Below are 20,000 nucleotides of genomic sequence, written 5' to 3'. Positions count from 1 at the left end.
GCTCATAGGCTCGTAGCCCCGGTGATCCCTCCTCGTTACAGGTGGTGCGGTCCGCGGCTGGGACCGCGCTTGCCTACTAGGAGGAACAATGCTCAAGAAGGTTGCCGCCGCTGCGGCTGTCACCGGTGGTCTGGTTCTCGCGGGTGCGGGTCTGGCTGTCGCCGACGCGGGTGCCCAGGGTGCGGCCATCGGTTCGCCCGGTGTCGCGTCCGGCAACGTCATCCAGGTTCCCGTTCACGTTCCCGTGAACGTCTGTGGCAACTCGATCTCCGTGATCGGCCTGCTGAACCCGGCTTTCGGCAACACCTGCGTCAACGCCTGAAGTTTCTGAAGTCCTGGGCCCCGGAGCGCATTCCAGCGCTCCGGGGCCCCCGGGCTTTCCGGGCCCGATGACGATCTTTCGGCGTACCAGGCGGGGGAGCCTGTGCGGCCAGTGCGCCGACCAAGCGTGCACGTGCACGACGGACACACCAGGGGACGAAGTACAGATGCGACGACAGGTACAGGTCACCGGCGGGAAGACCCTGATCACCATGGCGGCCGCGGGGGGCCTGCTCGCCTTGGGAGGGGGATACGCACACGCGGATTCCGCCGCCTCCGGCCGCGCCGCGCACTCACCGGGACTGCTGTCCGGGAACAGCCTCCAGGCTCCCGTGGACGCGCCGGCGAACGCCTGCGGGAACACGGTGACGGTGGTGGGGGCCCTCAACCCGGCCTTCGGCAACCGCTGCGCGAACCTCTCGGCCCGAAAGGGCCACCCGCGGCACCCCGAGCACCCGGTCCACCCGGACGAGCCGTGCGACGACCACGAAGGACCGAACCACCCCGGCGGCCCCGGCAACCCGGGCGACCACGGCAATCCGGGCGGTCCCGGTGACCACGGGAACCCGGGCGGTCCGGGCGACCACGGGAACCCGGGCGGCCCCGGCGACCACGGGAACCCGGGCGGTCCGGGCGACCACGGCAATCCGGGCGGCCCCGGCGACCACGGGAACCCGGGCGGTCCCGGTGACCAGGGCAACCCTGGCGGGCCGGGTGGCCACGGCAATCCCGGTACGCCCGGCACCGGGCAGCCAGGTACGCCCACCGGCCCCGGCGCGGGCCCCGGCACCGGGTCGGTGACCCCGGTGACGCACCCCGCCCCGGGCACCGGTTCGACCCCCGGCCAGGGGACGGGCCAGGGGACGGGCCAGGGGGCATCGTCCCTCGCGGCGACCGGCGCCGGCGACACCCTCACCGCCGGGGTGCCCCTGGCCGCGGGCATGCTGCTGGCCGGCGCCATGCTCTACCGCCGGGCGCGCAACGCCGCCTGACGGCCGTTCACGCGCATGCCCGGCAGGACGCGGCCCCCGCCCTCGGGAGCCGCGTCACCAGGTCGCGCGGACCTGACGGATGATCCGGCGGCGCAGTCGCACGCGGCGACTGCCGTCCCGAAGCAGGGTCAGCCGGTCGAGCTCCCAATGCCCGTACTCGGCATGATCGGTCAACAAGCGGGTCGTTTCCTGGCGCGGAACCCCGCGAGGCACGTACAAGTCGACAAATTCGTATTCCGGCATCGCATCTATTGTGCGGGCAGAGCCCTGCTACGGATAGCGTCTGCACTATGTCTGATGCCGCTCTGCCCACTGTTGCCGAGGTACGCGCCGCCGCCGAGGCGGTCAAGGCCGCGCTCGACCGTCACCTCGCCGCGGTCGAGAGCAGGATCGGGGACGATGATCCGGACGTCTACGCGGCGTTCAACGAACTCGCCGCCGCCGCCGAGGTCTACGACGAGCTCCTCTACGACCGCCACGACGAGGTCACCCCCTTCGAGATCCCCACTCCCGAGGACGGGCTCCCGTACACCGGGCCCGCCGAGCCCGCCGCCTTCAGCGTGCTCATCCGCCGCGACTACGCGGTCGTCGAACCGGCGCGCCTGATCGCCCAGGCCGAACGCGTCGTCGCGCACGACCGCGAAGCCGAACTCGGCCACGACGGAGGTACCGCGGAGGCGCTCGGCGTGCTCTTCGGCGAGTACGAGCCGGACGAGATCGCCTCCCGTGCCAAGGACTTCGGGCTGGAGGAGGGCGATTCCACGCTCTGGATCGCGGCCTCGGAGGACGTCGCGGAACCGGGGGAGTGGCTGGGTTCGCCCTTCACCCACATCGATCCGCAGGACGTGATGCACCGGTTCGACGTCAGCTCCGTCTTCGACGAGGACCAGTATTCCGAGGACACGGAGGACGCCGAGGACGAGGCGGCGGAGCCGGGCCTGGCCCCGGCCTGACCCCGGCCCCCGCGCGCGAAGCACCGCGGCCCCCGTCCCACCCGGGACGGGGGCCGCGGCGCGTCACATCAGGCCTGCTCCGGCTCCCGCGCCGAGGCCACGAGCGCCCGCAGCAGGGCCGTCAGCCGGGTCGTACGGGGCTTCGCGGGCGCCTCCGCGACCGCGCGCGGCAGGGCCTGGTCCACCCCGTGCACCACCGAGAGGTGCCGCTCGGCCCGCCCGAAGGCCGTGTACACCCAGTCCCGGGACAGGGCGCTGACCGCGTCACCGGGCAGGACGACGACCACCGCGGGCCAGTGCGCCCCGACGGCCTGGTGCGCCGTCACGGCCCAGCCGTGCCGCACCTGCGACTCCACCAGCTCCTTGGGTACGACGATCCGCGCGTCCGCGCCCGCGGCCGTGTCCAGGTGCAGCCCCTGCGCGTCGGCCGACACCACCCGGGCCGCCAACGCCCGCCCGGGGGAGGGCACGTGGACCACCCGGTCGCCGGGGTCGAAGCCGCCGAAGCGGCCAGGGCCCGGGTTCAGCCGCTCCTTGAGGGCCGCGTTGAGCGCGCGGGTGCCCGCCGAGCCGCCGTGGCCCGGGGTGATCACCTGGACCGCGTCCGCCGGGATCCCGAAAGCGCGGGGGACCGACTCGGCCACCAGCTGCACGGTGCGGTGCACGGCCTCCCCGGCGTCGCGTACCGGGACGATGACGACCTCCTTGCCGGGGGCCTCGACCTGGTGCAGCTCCCCGACACCCACCCCGGAGACCAGCTCGCCGATCGGGCCGGGGTCCGGGACGCGGGAGACGAGCCCGGGGAAGGCCCCGGCCGCGAGCACGTCGGCGAAGACCCGGCCGGGGCCGGCGGAGCCGAGCACGGCGGGGTCGCCGGACAGCACCAGGCGGGCTCCGTCGGGGACGGACTCCACCAGCGCGGCGGCCGTCTCCACGTCCAGTTGCGGGGCGTCCAGGACGATGAGCAGGTCCAGGGCGAACTGCCCGTCCGCGTCCCGGCCCGGGCCCTCGGCGCCGGCGAGCAGGCCCGCCACGGTGACGGCGCCCTCGGCCGGGGCGTGCGCGGCGAGGCAGGCCCGCAGGCCGAACTCGCGGGCGGCCGCGAGGAGTGCGCGGGGTTCCGCGCGGGCGGCCTCGCCGCCCGTGTGGGTGACCAGGCCGTGCCCGGCGGCGGCGCGGATCAGCTCGGCGCCGGTGCCGGTGGCGGCCTTCTCCCAGTCGGCGGGGTCCGTGAAGGTGTCGGCGAGGCGGGCCAGGCCCTCGGCGAGGCTCTCCTCGGCCATGGCGGAGCCCTCCAGACCCACCAGGATCCGCACCGGCTGCTCCTCGTCCTCGGCGTACTCCCGGCCAGGAGGCCCGACCGGCTCCTCGAAGGCGAGCACGGCTCCGTCGCCGACGGCCGCCTCCAGCGCCTCGGCGGGGTCGGGCACGCCGTACTGGGCGAGCGCCGATTCCAGCGTGGTGGCGTCGAGCACGGTGTGCCCCTTGGCGGTGGCCTGGGCGAGCAGCCAGCCCACCAGGGCGGCGGCCCGCCGCTCGTCCCCGGGGCCGGTCTCCTCGGCGCCGCGGAGGGCGCGGGCGAAACCGTCGGCCTGGGTCGGGCGGACCCCCGCGACGGCCAGCAGCCGCCAGGGGGACTCGGCGAGCTGCGCGGCGGCGTCCTCGCCGAGCGCGGCGGCTGCCTGCGGGGCGAGGGCCTCGGGGGCGCCGCCCCGGGCGAGGACCTCGCGGACGGCCCGGACGGAGTCGGCGGAGGGCTTGGCCTTTTCCACCTCTGACGCTGGCGGCGGCCTTCGCCGCCGAAACCCGCAGGTTCTTCCACAGACGCCAACGTCAACCACACATCGTCCGCGGCTACTTCGGCGGCCCACACGTCCGCTACGTCCTGGACGAGAACCCTTTGAGTTTCTGATCAATAGGCCGCGAGCACGGTCTGGATCTGCGGTACGACAAGACCTCAGTCACCCGGTGGCTGCGTGGACAACAGCCACGCGGGGCCACCTCCGCCCTGATTGTTGAGGTGTTCACCAGGCGCCTGGGTCGGCGCCTGTCGGCCCAGGCTCTGGGCTTCGACGCGTGTGCCCCCGTGTATTCGGGTCTGGAGTTCGCGGCGACTCCGGAGCAGGCCGTCGAGATTGCGAGCGGTTTGTGGCGCAAGGACTCGGACAGCAACGCCGCGGTGGGGAAGATCGCCTTCATCCCTGCCGGGCTTGTGGTGCCCAGCCGGGACTGGTTGATCGGCCTGGCCGACGAGCGCGTGAGCCGCGGAGATCCGGCCACGCCCGCAGGACTCCGTTACCCCGCGCGAGGGAAGTCCGCCGTCCCCATGCAGCGGCAGATCGACCGGGGACTCGGCCGACGGGTCACCACCGCGGACATCGCGGCTCTGCGCTCGGTCGGCGAGCTCTTCCGCACCCTCGACCACGCCTATGGGGGCGGGCACGCACGGCAGGCGTTGGTGAGCTATCTGGTCCACGAGGCCGAGCCGATGCTGCGCGGCACCTACGGCGAGGCGCCAGGACGACGGCTGTTCGCCGCCGCGGCCGATCTGACCCGCCTGGCGGGCTGGACCGCGTACGATATCGCCGCCCACGGGCTCGCCCAGCGGTACTTCGTCCAGGCGCTGCGCCTCGCGCAGGCGACCGGGCTTACGGCGCCTACGTGCTGGTCACCATGAGCCGCCAGGCCGTCTACCTCGGCCACGGCCGCGAGGCGGTACAGCGCGCCCGGGTCGCCCAGCAGGGCGTCGGCTCCGGCAGGCCGCCCGCTGTTCAGGCCATGCCGCATTCCGCCGAAGCCCGCGGGCACGCGGCGCTCGGCGAGGCCCGGGCCTGCACGGCGTCGTTCGTACGGGCAGAGCGCGCGCTGAGCGCGGCCCGACCAGGGAACGACGTACCGCACTGGGCACGCTTCGCGACGAAGGCCAGCTCGCCGGCGAATTCGCGCACTGCCACCGGGATCTCCACCAGTACCGCGCCTGCGCCCAGCACGCGCAACGCTCCCTGCATCTGCGGGCACCCAGTTACGCCCGCGGCCGCCTTATCTGCCGGATCGTGCTCGCCTCTGCCCGCCGCGGCCTGGGAGAACTGGATCAGGCGTGTGCCCTGGGGCGGAGGCCGCGCAGCTGGCGATAGAGATGCGGTCAGTGCGGGCGGTGGAGTACGTCCGGGATTTCGAACGCCGCCTTGAGCCATACCGCGACACGGCAGCGGCCCGCGCCTACCACGACCGAGTGGACTGTCCGTCGGCCACCTCACAAGCGGTCCTGGCCGTCCGTTGAGGATGTTGGTGATGCTGCCGGTCCCGGCGGTTTCGGTGACCGTGTTGAGGTCCCTCTGGTCCCACCGCGAGGTCTTTGAGGTAGCCGGTGCGGGCTGATGTCACCGAACCGTAAGCATCCGGCGGTCACACCCGCCGGGTCGGACGATCTACATTCAGAGTCAATACCCGAACCTTACGGAGCTGACATGCGCGCCCGCTCGTTCCTCCCGGTCGTCATGGCTGCTGCCCTGCTCACCGTGGGGTGTGGCTCCGGCGCCACCTCCACCGCTGACGCGGGCACGGACGGCTCCACCACAAGCACCGCGCCCGCCTCGACGGACAGCGGGTCCACCGCTTCGCCGACGGTGCCCGAGTCGCTGCGCTTCACCGGGACAACCATCGATGGGAAGCCGTTCGACGGCGCGACGCTGGCCGGTAAGCCCGTCGTGCTGTGGTTCTGGGCCCCGTGGTGCCCTAAGTGCAAGGCCCAGGGGCCGGAGACGGCGAAGGTCGCCGCGGAATTCGAGGGGAAGGCCAGCGTTGTCGGGGTGGCCGGGCTGGACAAGCAGGCCGCCATGAAGGACTTCGTCGCCTCAGCGAAGGTCGGCACCTTCCCAAACCTGTCGGACGAGGCCGGAGACATCTGGAAGAAGTTCAAGATCACCGAGCAGAGCACGTACGTCGTGCTCGACAAGGACGGCAAGAGCGTCTTCACCGGTGTCCTGCCCAGGGGTGAAGGGCTGGCCGACAAGGTCGGCAAGCTTGTCGGCTGACTGCTATGTCTGACCTTCCTCTCGCCCTCGCCCTGACGGCGGGCATGCTCGCTGCGGTGAACCCGTGCGGGTTCGCCCTGCTGCCCGCCTACCTTTCGCTGCTCGTGCTGGGCGACGACTCGCCCACCCGAATGGCGGCGGTAGGCCGCGCGCTGGCCGCGACGGCTGCCATGACCGCCGGGTTCGCCGGCGTCTTCGCTCTGTTCGGGCTCGCCGTCGCTCCAGTAGCTGGGCAGGTGCAGCAGCATCTGCCCTGGTTCACGATCGTCTTCGGCCTGCTGCTGGTCCTCGTCGGCGGCTGGCTGCTGGCCGGCCGCGACTTGCCCGCGCTGCTTCCCAAACTCCGCCGTGCGCCCACCGTGACCCGGTCCGTGCCGTCGATGGCTCTGTTCGGCGCTGCCTATGCGATCGCTTCGCTTGGCTGCACCATCGCCCCGTTCCTGGCCATCGTCGTCTCCGCCTTCCGCAGCGGATCGGCATTCGAGGGTGTCGTGCTGTTCGCGGCCTACGCCGCCGGCATGGGCGTGATCGTCGGCGCCGCCGCACTCTCGGTGGCACTGACCCGCACCGCCCGCGTGGGCCGGCTCCGCCGCCTCGGCTCGGTCGCCTCACGCCTCGGCGGCGGCCTGCTGCTCCTGGTCGGCGCCTACGTGGCGTACTACGGCTGGTACGAGATCCGGATCCTGCGCGGCGGGAATGCCAGCGATCCCGTGATCGACACAGCGGGCACGGCCCAGCGTTGGATCGCGGACAACCTGGACCGTATCGGCGTTCCGGCGGTGGCCGCCGCCTTCGGAGTGCTGCTCATCGTTGCCCTGGCCCTTCACCGCCTCAAGTCGCGCCATGGGACCACCGGCGCCGGCAAGGACTCTGGCCCCTGAGCGCCGCCCTTGAGCCCCCTCGAGGCCGTCTCCGTCCGGGCAGACACAGGAACCGGTGCCGCGGGCAGTGTTCATCTGTCGGGTGGGCGTGTGGAGGCCGGCGTGGGCTTCGCGCCGACGGCGGTGGTCCGCCGGGTGCGCCGCAACGCCCATCCGGTGAGTACGGCGGCCGCCGCGATGGCGTACGCGGTGGTCCCCACGGTGTACGGATCGTCGAAGGCCCGGCGGGTGACGTACGTGGCGGCTCCCGCCACCGCGATGCCGAGCCACTCCCAGCGGCCGTCCAGCGCGACCAGGGCGATGAGCAGCATTGCGTACCAGGAGTAGCCCGGTGTCAACAGAAGGAACGCCGTGCCGGTGACCAGCAGGGCTCCGCTCCAGGGGCGTTCGGGATCGCCGCGCCGCAGGACGTGCCACACGACGGCCAGCATCCCGACGGCCAGGGCGGGCAGGGCCCAGGAGTCGGGCAGGAGCAGGCGCAGCAGTGCGTATCGGTTGCTGCCGGAGGAGGTGTCGTCGTAGCCCTCCTCCTCGATGTAGCCGCCGAGGTAGCCGAGGACCGAGCCCTCGGACAGGAGGGCGTATGGCAGGTAGACGAGGGCGAGCACCGCGGCGGCGGGGAGGAGTACGGCCGCCGCGTCCCGGACCCGCCGTACTCCCGAGAGGGCACCGGGTAGCACCACGGCGGGGAGCAGTTTGGTCGCGACGGCCGCACCGAGCAGGGTGCCGCCCGCGATCCGGTGCCGGACGACGACACTGAGCCCGAGGACGGTCAGCAGTACCCCGAGAACATCGGCGTGCGCGTTGTTGACCGCCTCGACGGGGACGGCTGGGCACCAGGCCCAGTACGCGGCCCACCGGATATTTCCGCGTCGGCGCAGCACGAGCAGCAGGGCGGCCGTGGCGCCGAGGGAAAGCAGCATCCCGCCGGTCTGGAGTGGTTTGTGCCGGGCGCCGTCCGGCGAGATCGTGTGGACGAGCAGGAAGTAGCCCTCGGCGACGGGCGGGTAGATGGTGTGGACCTGCGGCCGGTTGATGCGGGTGCAGTGGGTCTCACCGGCGGGTGCGGGGATGCGCGCCCGGTCCGGTTTCTCGCACGCGGAGCCAGTGGGGAAGAGCCAGCTGTCGCGCAGCCCGGCCAGTTCCGGGTCGGCTGGAGTGTGGTCGTACGGAGAGATCCCGGCCGCCTGCACCCGGCCGTCCCAGGCGTAGCGGTAGGCGTCGGTGCTGGTCCGCGGGGGTGCGGCCAGGCCGGTGGCGGCCACCGCGATGCCGCCCGCGAGAACCAGGGCCACGGCGTGCCGGAGGGGCGCCTTGCGCAGCGACCACACTGCGGCGGCGAAGAGGAGCCAGCACGCCGCGTACCACCAGGACAGCCCGGCGGGATCGGAGTGGTAGCCGTCCTTGCGGATGGTCAGCACGAGGACAGCGGTCAGGGAAGCCAGCAGGGTTGCGGTGCGGACGGTAGGCGGGTTGATCACAGGTTCGCAGCCGCCGTCCTTCTCGAACAGATTGCGAGAAGTCCGCACAAGCCCATCGACCGGCCGGCAGCTGCGAAGGGCCGTGGCGGATCATGAGGAGCAGATCCGCGGACCGGCTCACGTACCGCACAGGGGCACGGCAGGACGCCGGCGGTCATCCCGCCCCGGCCTGTGCCAACCGGGCCAGGGCCGCGGCGAAGCGGGTGTGCGGGGCAGCGGCCGCCACCGCCCGTGCGTCGGCGGCGGTGTCGACGTCCTGCAGCACCGGCAGGTCGCGCACCGTGAGCCCCGCCCTGGTGAGCCGGCGCCGCTCCAGGGCGCCGGTATCGGGCAGGGTCATCGGCACCCCGCGCAGCATTGCGGGATCGGGCTCGGCCAGCCCCAGGGCCCAGAAGCCTCCGTCCAGTGCCGGGCCGAACCAGGCGTCGCAGCCCTGCCAGGCGTCCTCGGCCAGCGCGGGCGCCAGGACGGCCGGGGTGACCTGCGGGGTGTCCATGCCGATGAGCACGGCCGGACCAGTGCACACCCCGAAGGCCGCGGCCAGCCGTTCGTCCAGCCGGCCCCGCCCCTGTGGCACGACCTCGATACCAGGCGGCAGCCACGCCCCAGGCGTGCCGTCGAGGACCAGCACACGCCGCTCGGCAGGGGCCGCGAGCATGGCTTCCAGGGAATCGGCAAGCATCGCCTCAGCCAGGAGCGCCGCCTCCTGGGGCGTGTACGTCGGAGTGAGCCGGGTCTTCACCCGCCCGGGCACCGGTTCCTTGGCAAGGATGAGTAGCGTGGTCACCGCGTAGCCACCCCACGGTCCGGGAGCGGCAGCGCAGGCTCCGAGAGCACCGCGCGCATGTCGTGCACCGCGTGCCAGGTGCCACGCCAGGTCCCGGTGACCTTGGACTTACCGGCCCGCGGCAGATAGGGGATGTCGATTTCGCTGACATGCCAGCCCGCGTCGGCCGCGCAGACGACCATCTGGAGCGGGTAGCCGCTGCGCCGGTCGGTGAGGCCGAGGCCCAGCAGCGGCTCACGCCGGGTGGCGCGCATGGGCCCCAGGTCGTGCAGCCGCAGTCCGGTGCGTCGGCGCACCAGCCGGGACAGGGCCAGATTCGCGGCCCGCGCATGAACGGGCCAGACCCCACGTGCCTGCGGGCGGCGCCGCCCCAGCACCAGGTCTGCCTTTCCGTCCGCGACTTCTTGCACGAAGGCGGGAAGCAGCCCGGGGTCCAGAGAGGCGTCACAGTCGCAGAAGCAGACGAACTCAGCCTCCGCCGCCAGCAGCCCCGCATGGCAGGCGGCGCCGAACCCCAGCTCCGGCTGATACACCACTGTTGCGCCCAGCGCGCGGGCGACAGCGCCAGAGCCGTCGCTGGAGCCGTTGTCGACGACGATCGCCCGCCAACCGGCCGGGATCCGTTCCAGCACCCAGGGCAGGGCACGCTCTTCGTCCAGACAAGGCAGGACGACATCCACCGTCGTCGCATCCAGATCGGTCACATCCTCACCGTACCCACCAAAACCGAATATTCGGGACATCGGATGGAGATGTGGCCACCGAGGAGCAGTCCAGGGCCCACTTCTGCCGCAGCCGTCCTTGTCTCGACCACTCCTGCCGCGCTCATGGAGGAGACCAGGCCCTCGCGCTGTGGGGATCACGCCCCGCGCAGCCCGCTGCGTGCGAACTCCGTCATTCCCTCGGCGAAGCCGGTCTCCGCCCGCCAGCCCAGCTCACGGTTCAGGCGCTGCGAGGACGCGGTGATGTGCCGTACATCCCCCAGCCGGTACTCGCCCGTGACCACCGGCTCCGGGCCGCCGTAAGCCAGGGCAAGCGCCTGCGCCATTTCCCCGACGGTGTGCGGTTCCCCGCTCCCGGTGTTGAACGCGCTCAGCACGCCCGGCTGCCGGCCGGCGAGGGCCTCCAGCGCCAGCACGTTGGCCGAGGTCACATCCCGGACGTGTACGAAGTCCCGCCGTTGCCCGCCGTCCTCGAAGACCCTCGGCGCCTCGCCCCGGGCGAGCGCCGACCGGAAGAAAGACGCCACGCCCGCGTACGGGGTGTCGCGCGGCATCCCCGGTCCGTACACATTGTGGTAGCGCAGCGACACGGCCCGTCCGCCGGTCGCCCGCGCCCAGGCGGCGGCCAGATGCTCCTGGGCGAGTTTGGTCGTGGCGTACACATTGCGCGGATCCGGTGGCGCGTCCTCGTCCACCAGTCCGGGTACCAGCTCGGCGCCGCAGTCCCGGCAGGTGGGTTCGAAGCGCCCGGCATCGAGATCCGCTGCCGCGCGTGGCCCGGGGTGTACTTGCCCGTGCCGGGGGCAGTCGTAGCGGCCTTCCCCGTAGACGACCCCCGATCCCGCGAGGACCAGCGAGCGGACCCCGGCTTCCGCCATGGAGGCCAGCAGCACGGCAGTCCCGAAGTCGTTGCAGCTCACATAGGCGGGCGCGTCGGCGAAGTCCTTGCCCAGGCCCACCATGGCCGCCTGATGGCAGACCGCGTCCACGCCGTGCAGCGCCCGGGCAAGCACCATCCGGTCCCGTACATCCGCGTGAATCCAGTCCGCGGCCGCAGCGGGTGGCGGCGTGGCGGTCGGATGGGCCGAGGGCAGCAGGGCGTCGAGTACGACGGGGTCGTGGCCGCGGGCGGCGAGCGTGGTGACGACGTGCGAGCCGATGAAGCCCGCGCCTCCGGTGACAAGTACACGCATGACCGTGAACGCTAGGCGCAGCAGCGCCCTGCTGTCCGGGTGCGCGCCGGGACGTCACCGGTTCCCCGAAGTGTTGCGTACTGACGCCCCTGCCGTTCGCGCTTCGTAAGGCCCTGCGGCTTGCCGTGCCCGGGGCGGCGTGAGTGGATTGAAGTACGGCAGATGATTCCTCACGCTCGTGGAGCATGATCAGAGGTCGTTCAGCATGGCCCCCACCATCCGGTCTTCGCCCCCCGCCATGGAGCCACTGGGCTCGTCCCGGCTCTCGCGTGTGCTCCTGGCCGTGTGCCGGGTCGCGGTCGGCCTGCTGTGGATCCAGAACCTTTCCTGGAAACACCCGCCGGACTTCGGGAACAAGTCCGACCCCCCGCAGGACCTGTACGGCTGGACCCTCAAAGGGGTCGACAACGAGGTCTTCGCCCCGTGGGCGTGGCTGGTCGAGCATGTGATCATCCCCAACTTCGCGGTGTTCGCCTGGGGCGCTTTCGCCGTCGAGGCATGTCTGGGCGCGTTCCTCCTATTGATCAGAAACTCAAAGGGTTCTCGTCCAGGACGTAGCGGACGTGTGGGCCGCCGAAGTAGCCGCGGACGATGTGTGGTTGACGTTGGCGTCTGTGGAAGAACCTGCGGGTTTCGGCGGCGAGTGCTGGGGGTGGTGCGGGGGTGCTGGCGGGATCGGGCCGGGTTTCGGACAGTGGGGTGACGCGGACCATTGTGGCCCGAGGCACCGACAACGCCGACTCCGACCCAGGAGTGGGCCGGGAACTTCTCCAGCTCCCGACACGCTTGCATACAGTGGCAGGTCTGACAGGAATCTCTGCATCGCGATCGAAGGGACCACATGCCCATGGGTCACACGGCCACAGCCCAGGCCGGCTCCGGCGGCCTCACAGCGACCGAGCACCGGCTGGCCAACGGCCTGCGCGTGGTGCTGTCCGAGGACCACCTGACCCCGGTCGCCGCGGTCTGCCTCTGGTACGACGTCGGCTCGCGCCACGAAGTCAAGGGACGCACCGGCCTGGCTCACCTCTTCGAGCACCTGATGTTCCAGGGCTCGCAGAACGTCTCCGGCAACGGGCACTTCGAGCTGGTCCAGGGGGCCGGCGGCTCCCTCAACGGCACCACCAGCTTCGAGCGCACCAACTACTTCGAGACGATGCCGACCCACCAGCTGGAGCTCGCGCTGTGGCTGGAGGCGGACCGGATGGGCTCGCTGTTGGCCGCCCTGGACGACGAGTCCATGGAGAACCAGCGCGACGTCGTCAAGAACGAGCGCCGCCAGCGCTACGACAACGTCCCGTACGGTACGGCCTTCGAGAAGCTGACCGCCCTCGCGTACCCGGACGGCCACCCGTACCACCACACCCCGATCGGCTCCATGGCCGACCTGGACGCCGCGTCCCTGGAGGACGCGCGCGCCTTCTTCCGTACGTACTACGCGCCCAACAACGCGGTGCTGTCGGTCGTCGGCGACATCGACCCCGAGAAGACGCTCGCCTGGGTCGAGAAGTACTTCGGCACCATCCCCGGCCACGACGGCAAGCAGCCGCCGCGCGACGGCTCGCTCCCCGAGACCATGGGCGAGCAGCTGCGCGAGGAGATCGTCGAGGAGGTTCCGGCCCGCGCGCTGATGGCGGCCTACCGGCTCCCGCACGACGGCACCCGCGAATGCGACGCCGCCGACGTGGCGCTGACCGTGCTGGGCAGCGGGGAGTCCTCCCGCCTGCACAACCGCCTGGTACGCCGCGACCAGACCGCCGTCGCGGCCGGCTTCGGCATGCTGCGGCTGGCCGGCGCGCCGTCGCTGGGCTGGCTGGACGTCAAGACCTCCAGCGGGGTCGAGGTGCCCGCCATCGAGGCCGCCGTCGACGAGGAGCTCGCGCGGTTCGCCGCCGAGGGCCCGACGGCCGAGGAGATGGAGCGCGCCCAGGCCCAGCTGGAGCGCGAATGGCTGGACCGGCTGAGCACGGTGTCCGGCCGCGCCGACGAACTGTGCCGCTTCGCGGTGCTGTTCGGCGACCCGCAGCTGGCGCTGACCGCCGTCCAGCGCGTCCTCGACGTCACCGCCGAGGAGGTGCAGGCCGTGGCCGCGGCCCGACTGCGCCCGGACAACCGCGCGGTGCTCGTGTACGAGCCGCTCGAAGCCAACGCAGCCGACGACACGGAAGAAACCCACGCGAGCGACGAGAACGAGGGGGCGGAGCAGTGAGCGACACCGCAGCCGTCACGATGACCTTCCACCCGCGCCCCGAGGCCGGCGAGCCGCAGCCGTGGGCCTTCCCGGCCCCCGAGCGCGGGGTACTGGCCAACGGCCTGACCCTGCTGCGCTGCCACCGCCCCGGCCAGCAGGTGGTGGCGGTCGAGATCAACCTCGCCGCCCCGCTGGACGCGGAGCCCGAGGGCCTCGACGGCGTGGCCACCATCATGACCCGCGCCCTGTCCGAAGGCACCGACAAGCACTCCGCCGAGGAGTTCGCGGCCGAGCTGGAGCGCTGCGGAGCCACCCTCGACGCGCACGCCGACCACCCGGGCCTGCGGGTCTCCCTGGAGGTCCCGGCCTCCCGGCTGCACAAGGCGCTGGGCCTGCTCGCCGAAGCGCTGCGCGCGCCCGCCTTCGCGGACGACGAGGTCGACCGCCTGGTGCGCAACCGGCTCGACGAGATCCCGCACGAGAGCGCCAACCCGCAGCGCCGTGCCGCCAAGCAGCTCTCGAAGGAGCTGTTCCCGGCCTCGCTGCGGATGTCCCGCCCGCGCCAGGGCACCGAGGAGACGGTCGCCCGCATCGACTCCGCGGCCGTACGCGCCTTCTTCGAGGCCCACGTGCGCCCCGCGACCGCCACCGCGGTGGTCGTCGGCGACCTGACCGGCATCGACCTGGACGCCGTCCTGGCCGACACCCTGGGCAACTGGACCGGCGACACCGCCGAGCCGCGCCCGGTCCCGCCGATCACCGCCGACGACACCGGCCGCGTGGTCATCGTGGACCGGCCCGGCGCCGTCCAGACGCAGCTGCTGATCGGGCGCATCGGTCCGGACCGCCACGACCGGGTCTGGGCGCCCCAGGTGCTCGGCACGTACTGCCTGGGCGGCACCCTGACCTCCCGCCTGGACAAGGTGCTGCGCGAGGAGAAGGGGTACACCTACGGCGTGCGCGCCTTCGGACAGGTGCTGCGCTCCACCGCCGACGGCAAGGGCGCCTCGATGCTCGCCATCAGCGGCTCGGTGGACACCCCGAACACCGGCCCGGCGCTGGACGACCTGTGGAAGGTGCTGCGGACCCTCGCGGAGGGCGGTCTGACCGACGCCGAACGGGATGTGGCGGTGCAGAACTTGGTGGGCGTGGCCCCGCTGAAGTTCGAGACGGCCGCCTCTGTCGCGGGCACGCTCGCCGACCAGGTCGAGCAGGAGCTCCCGGACGACTACCAGGCGCAGTTGTACGCGCGGCTCGCCGAGACCGGGACGGTGGAGGCCACTTCGGCGGTCGTCAGCGCCTTCCCGGTGAACCGGCTGGTCACGGTCCTGGTGGGCGACGCCTCGCAGATCGAGGAGCCCGTACGGGCCCTGGGGATCGGTGAGGTGACGGTCGTTTCCAACTGACGGGCGATCCAGGGGACTCCGGCGGCTTGTCCGCCGGAGTCCCTTTTGCCTGTTTAGTCGCGTGGTTGCTTGTATGTGGTGTGGCGTACGCAACAAAAAGGCGCGTCTGTTTGGCGATTGACTGATGATCCGCCTAGCGTCGTCCGTGCTGTCCGTCAGTTGTACCCGCCGCGTCCGCGGCACCGGACAGCGATCGCCGAGTCCCCGTCAGGCGCGAGCCTGGGGAGCCGGGGACCCACATGTGTCCCTGGGGTGAATCGGACCCCCTCGCAAGAGGAGGCCCGTAGGAGACCTTCCTGCTCCGAACCCGTCAGCTAACCCGGTAGGCGAGAGGGAAGGAAAGGATCAGCCCCTTCATGGCGTATGGCAGTCGTGCCGCCGGCAAGCACCGTGGTTCCAGTCGTATGAGCCGCAAGACCGCCGGCTACGCCGGCATAGCCGCCCTCGCCGCCACCGGCGTCGTCGGCTCCCTGGCCGGTCCCGCGTTCGCCGCGGACAAGGCCCCCTCGCTCGAGGACACCGGCCTGAACACCATCGTCGTGGCCGACGAGCTCGCGGGCGAGATCCAGGCCCAGGCCGACTCCCAGCAGCGCGCCGCGGAAGCCGCCGCCGCCAAGGCGAAGGCGGAAGCCGACGCGAAGCAGCGGGCCGCCGAGGCCAAGGCGAAGGCCGAAGCCCAGGCCAAGGCCGAGCGCGAGGCCGCGGAGCGCGCCGCCCGCGAGGAGGAGCGCAAGCGCCTCAACACCTTCGTCTCCCCGATCGACGGCTCCTACGTCAGCACCCAGTGGCACGCGAGCGGCGGCATGTGGTCCTCCGGCAGCCACACCGGCATCGACTTCCACGCCGACTCCGGCACCGCGGTCCACGCCGTGGGCCTGGGCACCGTGGTCGAGGCGGGCTGGGGCGGCGCGTACGGCAACAACGTCGTCATCAAGCACGCGGACGGCACCTACACCCAGTACGGCCACATGCTGAAGCTCAGCGTCTCCGTGGGCCAGCAGGTCGCCCCGGGCCAGCAGATCGGCCTGTCGGGCAACAGCGGCAACTCCAGCGGCGCGCACCTGCACTTCGAGGCCCGCACCGGTGCCGACTACGGCTCGGACATCGACCCGATCACCTACCTGCGCTCCCACGGCGTCACCGTCTGACGGACACCGCCCCGCACCGCACTTCTTCCGCGAAGGCCCCGGCTCTCCCGAGCCGGGGCCTTCGCGTTGTGTGAATGTTTCGCATTACCGGCCGCCCTCGGAAATTATCGTGTGTTGCAATAGAGTCGCAGCGCGCACAGTCATACGAAATAGGCGGAGGTCCGGTCTTGCGAATTCCCGCGCACACGGTATGCACAGCAATCCGCGACGACATCGTCTCCGGGGTGTTCGGCCCCGGGGGCCGGCTGACCGAGGAGGTGCTGGCCCGCCGGTACGGAGTCTCGCGCGTCCCGGTGCGCGAGGCGCTGCGCACGCTGGAGTCCGAGGGGTTCGTGACCACCCGCAGGCACGCCGGCGCCTGCGTGGCCGAGCCGACCGAGCAGGAGGCCGCCGACCTCCTGGAGCTGCGGATGCTGCTGGAACCCCTCGCCGCCGCCCGGGCGGCCCGGCGGCGCAGCGAGGCCCACCTCAAGGTGCTGCGCGGCCTGGTCAGACTGGGCCAGGAGCGGGCCAGGAGGGGCCAGGGGGAGGATCTGCGCTCGCTGGGGGGTTGGTTCCACGAGACGCTCGCCCAGGCGTCCGGCAGCCCCGGGCTGATCTCGCTGCTCACCCAGATGCGCCACAAGGTGGCCTGGATGTACGTGGTGGAGGCCCCGGCGCGGCCCGTGGAGTCCTGGGCGGAGCACGGCGCGATCGTGGACGCGGTGGCCCGGGGCGACGCCGAGCGGGCCCGGGCGCTGACCGCGCTCCACGCGGACCGGGCGGCCGGGGCGCACCGCATACGCGTGAGGACTTTGCAACCTGCCGTAAACACGGCGAGCGGCTCGCTTTAACATTCGCCGTATACAAAGGTTGGATATCCTGGCGGCATCGCCCGATTCGGCGCCGGGAATTCCGTGCGCAATGGCGCGGTGTTCCAGGGAATTCATTTCCGCGGGCCGACCGCCGGAATCGAAGTCCGCCGGGCGAAAAACGCCGAAGCCGCTGCTCCCGACCGGGGTCGGGGGCAACGGCTTCGCGGTGCGAGGTCCTGCGGGTCGAACCCGAAGGGGTCAGACGGTCTCGGGGAGCTGCTCGAGACCCTCGGCGACCAGCTTCGCGAGGCGGTCCAGCGCGGCCTCGGAGCCCTCGGCGTCGGACGAGAGGACGATCTCCTCGCCGCCCTGGGCGCCGAGGCCCAGGACCGCCAGCATGGAGGCGGCGTTGACGGGTTCGCCGCCGGCCTTCGCGATGGTCACCGGGACGCCGGAAGCGGTCGTCGCACGGACGAAGATCGAGGCGGGACGAGCGTGCAGGCCCTCGGCCCAGCCGACGTTGACGCGGCGCTCTGCCATGGTGATGCCCTTCAGGTTCTTACGGTTGTCTAGACCAGTCTCTCACGACGTCCGGAATGGTCGGACCGACCTTCGGCCCGAATCCGCCCGCCGTTCGACCTATCCCAGCTTGCACTGATTCGCGCCAGCTTGCCCGATGCGCCGCGCCCGGGCCACTTGAACCGTTCGCGCCTTAAGGTGGCCCCATGACCACGGAGTCGGACCCCTCGTACCCGGACCACTGGGAGGCGGACGTCGTCCTGCGCGACGGCGGAACCGCCCGGATCCGGCCCATCACCACCGACGACGCGGGCCGGCTGGTCAGCTTCTACGAGCAGGTCTCGGACGAGTCGAAGTACTACCGCTTCTTCGCCCCCTACCCCCGGCTCTCCGACCGCGACGTGCACCGCTTCACGCACCACGACTACGTGGACCGGGTCGGCCTCGCCGCGACGATCGGCGGGGAGTTCATCGCCACCGTCCGCTTCGACCGGATCGGCTCCGACGGCCGCCCGGCCACCGGTCCCTCCGACGAGGCCGAGGTCGCCTTCCTCGTCCAGGACGCCCACCAGGGGCGCGGGGTCGCCTCCGCCCTGCTCGAACACATCGGCGCTGTGGCCCGCGAGCGCGGGATCCGCCGCTTCATCGCCGAAGTGCTGCCCGCCAACACCAAGATGATCAAGGTGTTCACGGACGTCGGCTACCAGCAGAAGCGCAGCTTCGAGGACGGCTCGGTCCACCTCACCCTCGACCTCGAGCCCACCGCCGAGTCCCTCGCCGTCCAGCGCGCCCGCGAACAGCGCGCCGAGGCCCGCTCCGTGCAGCGGCTGCTCGCCCCGGGATCGGTGGCGGTGATCGGAGTCAGCCGCTCCGGCGGGGGAGTGGGCGCGGCCGCCCTGCGCAACCTGCGGGACAGCGGCTTCCACGGACACCTCTACGCCGTCAACGAGGCCCGCGCCCCCGGCATCGAGGGGGACCTGCTGGACGGCGTACGGGCCTACCGCTCGGTCGGCGACATCGGCGCCCCGGTCGACCTCGCGGTGGTCGCGGTCCCGGCGGACCGCGTCCCGGAGGCGGTGGCCGCCTGCGGCGAACACGGGGTGCAGGGCCTGGTGGTGCTGTCCGCCGGATACGGGGAGAGCGGGGCCGAGGGCCTGGCCCGCCAGCGCGAACTGGTGCGGCAGGTGCGCTCGTACGGGATGCGCCTGATCGGGCCGAACGCCTTCGGGGTGATCAACACCGCGCCGGAGGTGGAGCTGAACGCCTCGCTCGCACCGGCTCCCGCGCCCGCGCGCGGACGGGTCGGCCTGTTCACCCAGTCCGGGGCGATCGGCATCGCGCTGCTCTCCGGACTGCTGCGGCGCGGGGAGGGGCTGTCCTCCTTCGTCTCGGCCGGCAACCGGGCGGACGTCTCGGGCAACGACATCCTCCAGTACTGGTACGACGACGACGCGACCGATGTCGCCCTGATGTACCTGGAGACCCTGGGCAACCCGAGGAAGTTCACCCGGATCGCCCGGCGCACGGCCGCCGTCAAGCCGGTGGTCGTCGCCAGGGGCGGCCGCCACAGCCCCGCCGGCCATCTGGTCCCCGGTACCCGGCTGCCCGACGCGACGGTCTCCGCGCTGCTGCGGCAGGCGGGCGTGATCAGGGTCGACACCGTGACGGAGCTGGTGGACGTCGGCCTGCTGCTGGCCTCGCAGCCGGTGCCGGCCGGCCCCCGGGTGGCGATCCTCGGCAACTCCGAGTCGCTCGGGGTGCTCACCTACGACGCCTGCCTGACGGAGGGGCTGCGGCCGCTCGCGCCGCTGGACCTGACGACGGCGGCCTCGCCCGAGGACTTCCGCGCGGCCGTCAGCGCGGCGCTGGCCTCGCCGGACTGCGACGCGGTGATCGTCACGGCGATCCCGTGGGTGAGCGAGCAGGCGCTGGCGGACGATCTCGCGGACGCGCTGCGGGAGGCGGTGGCGCGGCACCCCGGCAAGCCGGTGGCCGTGGTCCACGTCGAGCTGGGCGCCCTGGCCGAGGCGCTCTCGGCCGCGACGGCCCCGGCGGCCGCGACGCAGGGGGCGGCCGGCACGCATCGGGCGGCCGGGACCACTGGGACCGCCGGGACCGCTGGGACTGCCGGGACGCCCCCGGAGGCCGCGGAGCCCGCGACGGTGCCCACGGCCGCGACGGCCCTGGCGGCCCTGGCGTCCGCGAGCGGCCGGGCGCCGCTCCGGCCGGAGCCCGGCTCGGGCGGTCCGGACGGCGGAGCCGCGCCCGGCGGAGCCGCGCCCGGCGGAGCCGCGCCCGACGCCCCGGGTGCCGCCTCCGGGATCCCCGCCTACCCGGCCGCCGAGCGGGCCGTCAAGGCCGTCGCCGAAGCCGTGCGGTACGGGCAGTGGCGGCGGGCCAACGCCGTGGTCGGCCAGGTGCCCGAGTACGAGGACATCGACGAGAGCGGGGCTGCCGCACAGCTGTCCCGCCTGCTCGCCGGCGTAGCCGACCACGAGGTGCTGACCCTCACCGAGCCCGACGCCCGCGAGCTCCTCGCCCGGGACGGGGGTGTGGTCAGGGAGGTCCGGTCGCCGGT

Annotated in this window: 16 protein-coding genes, 2 pseudogenes and 1 riboswitch; of the genes and pseudogenes, 11 read left to right on the top strand and 7 right to left on the bottom strand. The window is 72.4% G+C overall.

Annotation, left to right across the window (positions count from 1 at the left end):
- Positions 1 to 88 precede the first annotated feature (88 nt).
- Both chpH and DRB96_RS36450 read left to right on the top strand, forming a co-directional pair.
- Entirely contained in the window at positions 89 to 322 is a 234-nt protein-coding gene (chpH, locus tag DRB96_RS36455) for a chaplin ChpH (RefSeq protein ID WP_112452274.1), read from the top strand.
- Between the two features lie 166 nt (positions 323 to 488).
- Positions 489 to 1,313 carry a chaplin family protein gene (locus DRB96_RS36450; RefSeq protein ID WP_239516511.1) on the top strand — a complete coding sequence of 275 codons (825 nt, stop codon included), beginning with the start codon at positions 489 to 491 and terminating at the stop codon, positions 1,311 to 1,313.
- A gap of 54 nt (positions 1,314 to 1,367) precedes the next feature.
- Here the strand turns inward: DRB96_RS36450 and DRB96_RS36445 are convergent, their stop codons facing one another.
- A complete protein-coding gene (locus DRB96_RS36445; protein WP_112452273.1) occupies positions 1,368 to 1,556 on the bottom strand; it encodes a DUF5703 family protein in 189 nt (62 codons plus the stop codon).
- Between the two features lie 47 nt (positions 1,557 to 1,603).
- Between DRB96_RS36445 and DRB96_RS36440 the strand changes: the two genes are divergently transcribed.
- Positions 1,604 to 2,266, top strand: a complete 663-nt coding sequence (locus DRB96_RS36440; protein WP_112452272.1) for a hypothetical protein — start codon at positions 1,604 to 1,606, stop codon at positions 2,264 to 2,266.
- A gap of 68 nt (positions 2,267 to 2,334) precedes the next feature.
- Here the strand turns inward: DRB96_RS36440 and DRB96_RS36435 are convergent, their stop codons facing one another.
- Positions 2,335 to 4,038 (bottom strand): ATP-dependent RecD-like DNA helicase, encoded by a 1,704-nt coding sequence (locus DRB96_RS36435; RefSeq protein WP_239517807.1) that lies wholly within the window; start codon positions 4,036 to 4,038, stop codon positions 2,335 to 2,337.
- Between the two features lie 143 nt (positions 4,039 to 4,181).
- On the opposite strand from DRB96_RS36435, the pseudogene DRB96_RS45385 reads away from it, so the two are divergent.
- From DRB96_RS45385 to DRB96_RS36410, 3 genes and pseudogenes are all read left to right on the top strand, one after another.
- Positions 4,182 to 5,546 (top strand): annotated as a pseudogene (locus tag DRB96_RS45385) (regulator); the annotation flags it as partial.
- Positions 5,547 to 5,733: 187 nt separating this feature from the next.
- On the top strand, positions 5,734 to 6,300 hold the full coding sequence (locus tag DRB96_RS36415) for a redoxin domain-containing protein (protein ID WP_112452269.1): 567 nt from the start codon (positions 5,734 to 5,736) through the stop codon (positions 6,298 to 6,300).
- A gap of 5 nt (positions 6,301 to 6,305) precedes the next feature.
- Positions 6,306 to 7,181: a cytochrome c biogenesis protein CcdA gene (locus tag DRB96_RS36410; RefSeq protein ID WP_112452268.1), complete on the top strand. Its 876-nt coding sequence runs from the start codon at positions 6,306 to 6,308 to the stop codon at positions 7,179 to 7,181.
- A 71-nt stretch (positions 7,182 to 7,252) separates the two neighbouring features.
- Here the strand turns inward: DRB96_RS36410 and DRB96_RS36405 are convergent, their stop codons facing one another.
- The 4 genes from DRB96_RS36405 to DRB96_RS36390 all read right to left on the bottom strand — a co-directional run bounded on the left by DRB96_RS36405 (position 7,253) and on the right by DRB96_RS36390 (position 11,364).
- On the bottom strand, positions 7,253 to 8,662 hold the full coding sequence (locus tag DRB96_RS36405; protein ID WP_112452267.1) for a glycosyltransferase 87 family protein: 1,410 nt from the start codon (positions 8,660 to 8,662) through the stop codon (positions 7,253 to 7,255).
- A 154-nt stretch (positions 8,663 to 8,816) separates the two neighbouring features.
- Positions 8,817 to 9,449 (bottom strand): DUF2064 domain-containing protein, encoded by a 633-nt coding sequence (locus DRB96_RS36400; protein WP_112452266.1) that lies wholly within the window; start codon positions 9,447 to 9,449, stop codon positions 8,817 to 8,819.
- Positions 9,446 to 10,153 carry a glycosyltransferase family 2 protein gene (locus DRB96_RS36395; protein ID WP_239516518.1) on the bottom strand — a complete coding sequence of 236 codons (708 nt, stop codon included), beginning with the start codon at positions 10,151 to 10,153 and terminating at the stop codon, positions 9,446 to 9,448. Before DRB96_RS36395 ends, DRB96_RS36400 begins: the two co-directional genes overlap by 4 nt.
- Before the next feature lie 155 nt (positions 10,154 to 10,308).
- A complete protein-coding gene (locus DRB96_RS36390) occupies positions 10,309 to 11,364 on the bottom strand; it encodes an NAD-dependent epimerase/dehydratase family protein (protein ID WP_112452264.1) in 1,056 nt (351 codons plus the stop codon).
- Between the two features lie 841 nt (positions 11,365 to 12,205).
- Between DRB96_RS36390 and DRB96_RS36375 the strand changes: the two genes are divergently transcribed.
- From DRB96_RS36375 to DRB96_RS36360, 4 genes are all read left to right on the top strand, one after another.
- A complete protein-coding gene (locus DRB96_RS36375) occupies positions 12,206 to 13,573 on the top strand; it encodes a pitrilysin family protein (RefSeq protein ID WP_112452262.1) in 1,368 nt (455 codons plus the stop codon).
- Positions 13,574 to 13,593: 20 nt separating this feature from the next.
- Entirely contained in the window at positions 13,594 to 14,961 is a 1,368-nt protein-coding gene (locus DRB96_RS36370; RefSeq protein ID WP_112454176.1) for a pitrilysin family protein, read from the top strand.
- A gap of 184 nt (positions 14,962 to 15,145) precedes the next feature.
- Positions 15,146 to 15,305, top strand: a riboswitch (cyclic di-AMP (ydaO/yuaA leader).
- A 12-nt stretch (positions 15,306 to 15,317) separates the two neighbouring features.
- Positions 15,318 to 16,109, top strand: coding sequence for a M23 family metallopeptidase (locus DRB96_RS36365; RefSeq protein WP_112452261.1), 792 nt, complete (start codon positions 15,318 to 15,320; stop codon positions 16,107 to 16,109).
- 167 nt (positions 16,110 to 16,276) lie between these two features.
- On the top strand, positions 16,277 to 16,942 hold the full coding sequence (locus DRB96_RS36360; RefSeq protein WP_112452260.1) for a GntR family transcriptional regulator: 666 nt from the start codon (positions 16,277 to 16,279) through the stop codon (positions 16,940 to 16,942).
- A 219-nt stretch (positions 16,943 to 17,161) separates the two neighbouring features.
- Here DRB96_RS36360 and DRB96_RS36355 read toward each other — a convergent pair whose 3' ends face one another.
- Complete coding sequence (locus tag DRB96_RS36355) at positions 17,162 to 17,443, bottom strand: HPr family phosphocarrier protein (protein ID WP_112452259.1); 282 nt, start codon at positions 17,441 to 17,443, stop codon at positions 17,162 to 17,164.
- Positions 17,444 to 17,628: 185 nt separating this feature from the next.
- On the opposite strand from DRB96_RS36355, the pseudogene DRB96_RS45380 reads away from it, so the two are divergent.
- Positions 17,629 to 19,971: pseudogene (locus tag DRB96_RS45380) on the top strand (GNAT family N-acetyltransferase); the annotation flags it as partial.
- Between the last annotated feature and the right edge of the window lie 29 nt (positions 19,972 to 20,000).

Source organism: Streptomyces sp. ICC1, from assembly GCF_003287935.1.
Lineage (GTDB): Bacteria > Actinomycetota > Actinomycetes > Streptomycetales > Streptomycetaceae > Streptomyces > Streptomyces tritrimontium.
The sequence above is the reverse complement of the archived record's forward strand: the minus strand, read 5'-3'. Positions and strand labels throughout refer to the sequence as shown.

What these genes read in the sequence shown, in the direction of transcription:
- chpH (WP_112452274.1), top strand. Translation starts at nt 89, where the DNA reads ATGCTCAAGAAGGTTGCCGCCGCTGCGGCTGTCACCGGTGGTCTGGTT.
- DRB96_RS36450 (WP_239516511.1), top strand. Translation starts at nt 489, where the DNA reads ATGCGACGACAGGTACAGGTCACCGGCGGGAAGACCCTGATCACCATG.
- DRB96_RS36445 (WP_112452273.1), bottom strand. Translation starts at nt 1,556, where the DNA reads ATGCCGGAATACGAATTTGTCGACTTGTACGTGCCTCGCGGGGTTCCG.
- DRB96_RS36440 (WP_112452272.1), top strand. Translation starts at nt 1,604, where the DNA reads ATGTCTGATGCCGCTCTGCCCACTGTTGCCGAGGTACGCGCCGCCGCC.
- DRB96_RS36415 (WP_112452269.1), top strand. Translation starts at nt 5,734, where the DNA reads ATGCGCGCCCGCTCGTTCCTCCCGGTCGTCATGGCTGCTGCCCTGCTC.
- DRB96_RS36410 (WP_112452268.1), top strand. Translation starts at nt 6,306, where the DNA reads ATGTCTGACCTTCCTCTCGCCCTCGCCCTGACGGCGGGCATGCTCGCT.
- DRB96_RS36390 (WP_112452264.1), bottom strand. Translation starts at nt 11,364, where the DNA reads ATGCGTGTACTTGTCACCGGAGGCGCGGGCTTCATCGGCTCGCACGTC.
- DRB96_RS36375 (WP_112452262.1), top strand. Translation starts at nt 12,206, where the DNA reads ATGCCCATGGGTCACACGGCCACAGCCCAGGCCGGCTCCGGCGGCCTC.
- DRB96_RS36370 (WP_112454176.1), top strand. Translation starts at nt 13,594, where the DNA reads ATGACCTTCCACCCGCGCCCCGAGGCCGGCGAGCCGCAGCCGTGGGCC.
- DRB96_RS36365 (WP_112452261.1), top strand. Translation starts at nt 15,318, where the DNA reads ATGGCGTATGGCAGTCGTGCCGCCGGCAAGCACCGTGGTTCCAGTCGT.
- DRB96_RS36355 (WP_112452259.1), bottom strand. Translation starts at nt 17,443, where the DNA reads ATGGCAGAGCGCCGCGTCAACGTCGGCTGGGCCGAGGGCCTGCACGCT.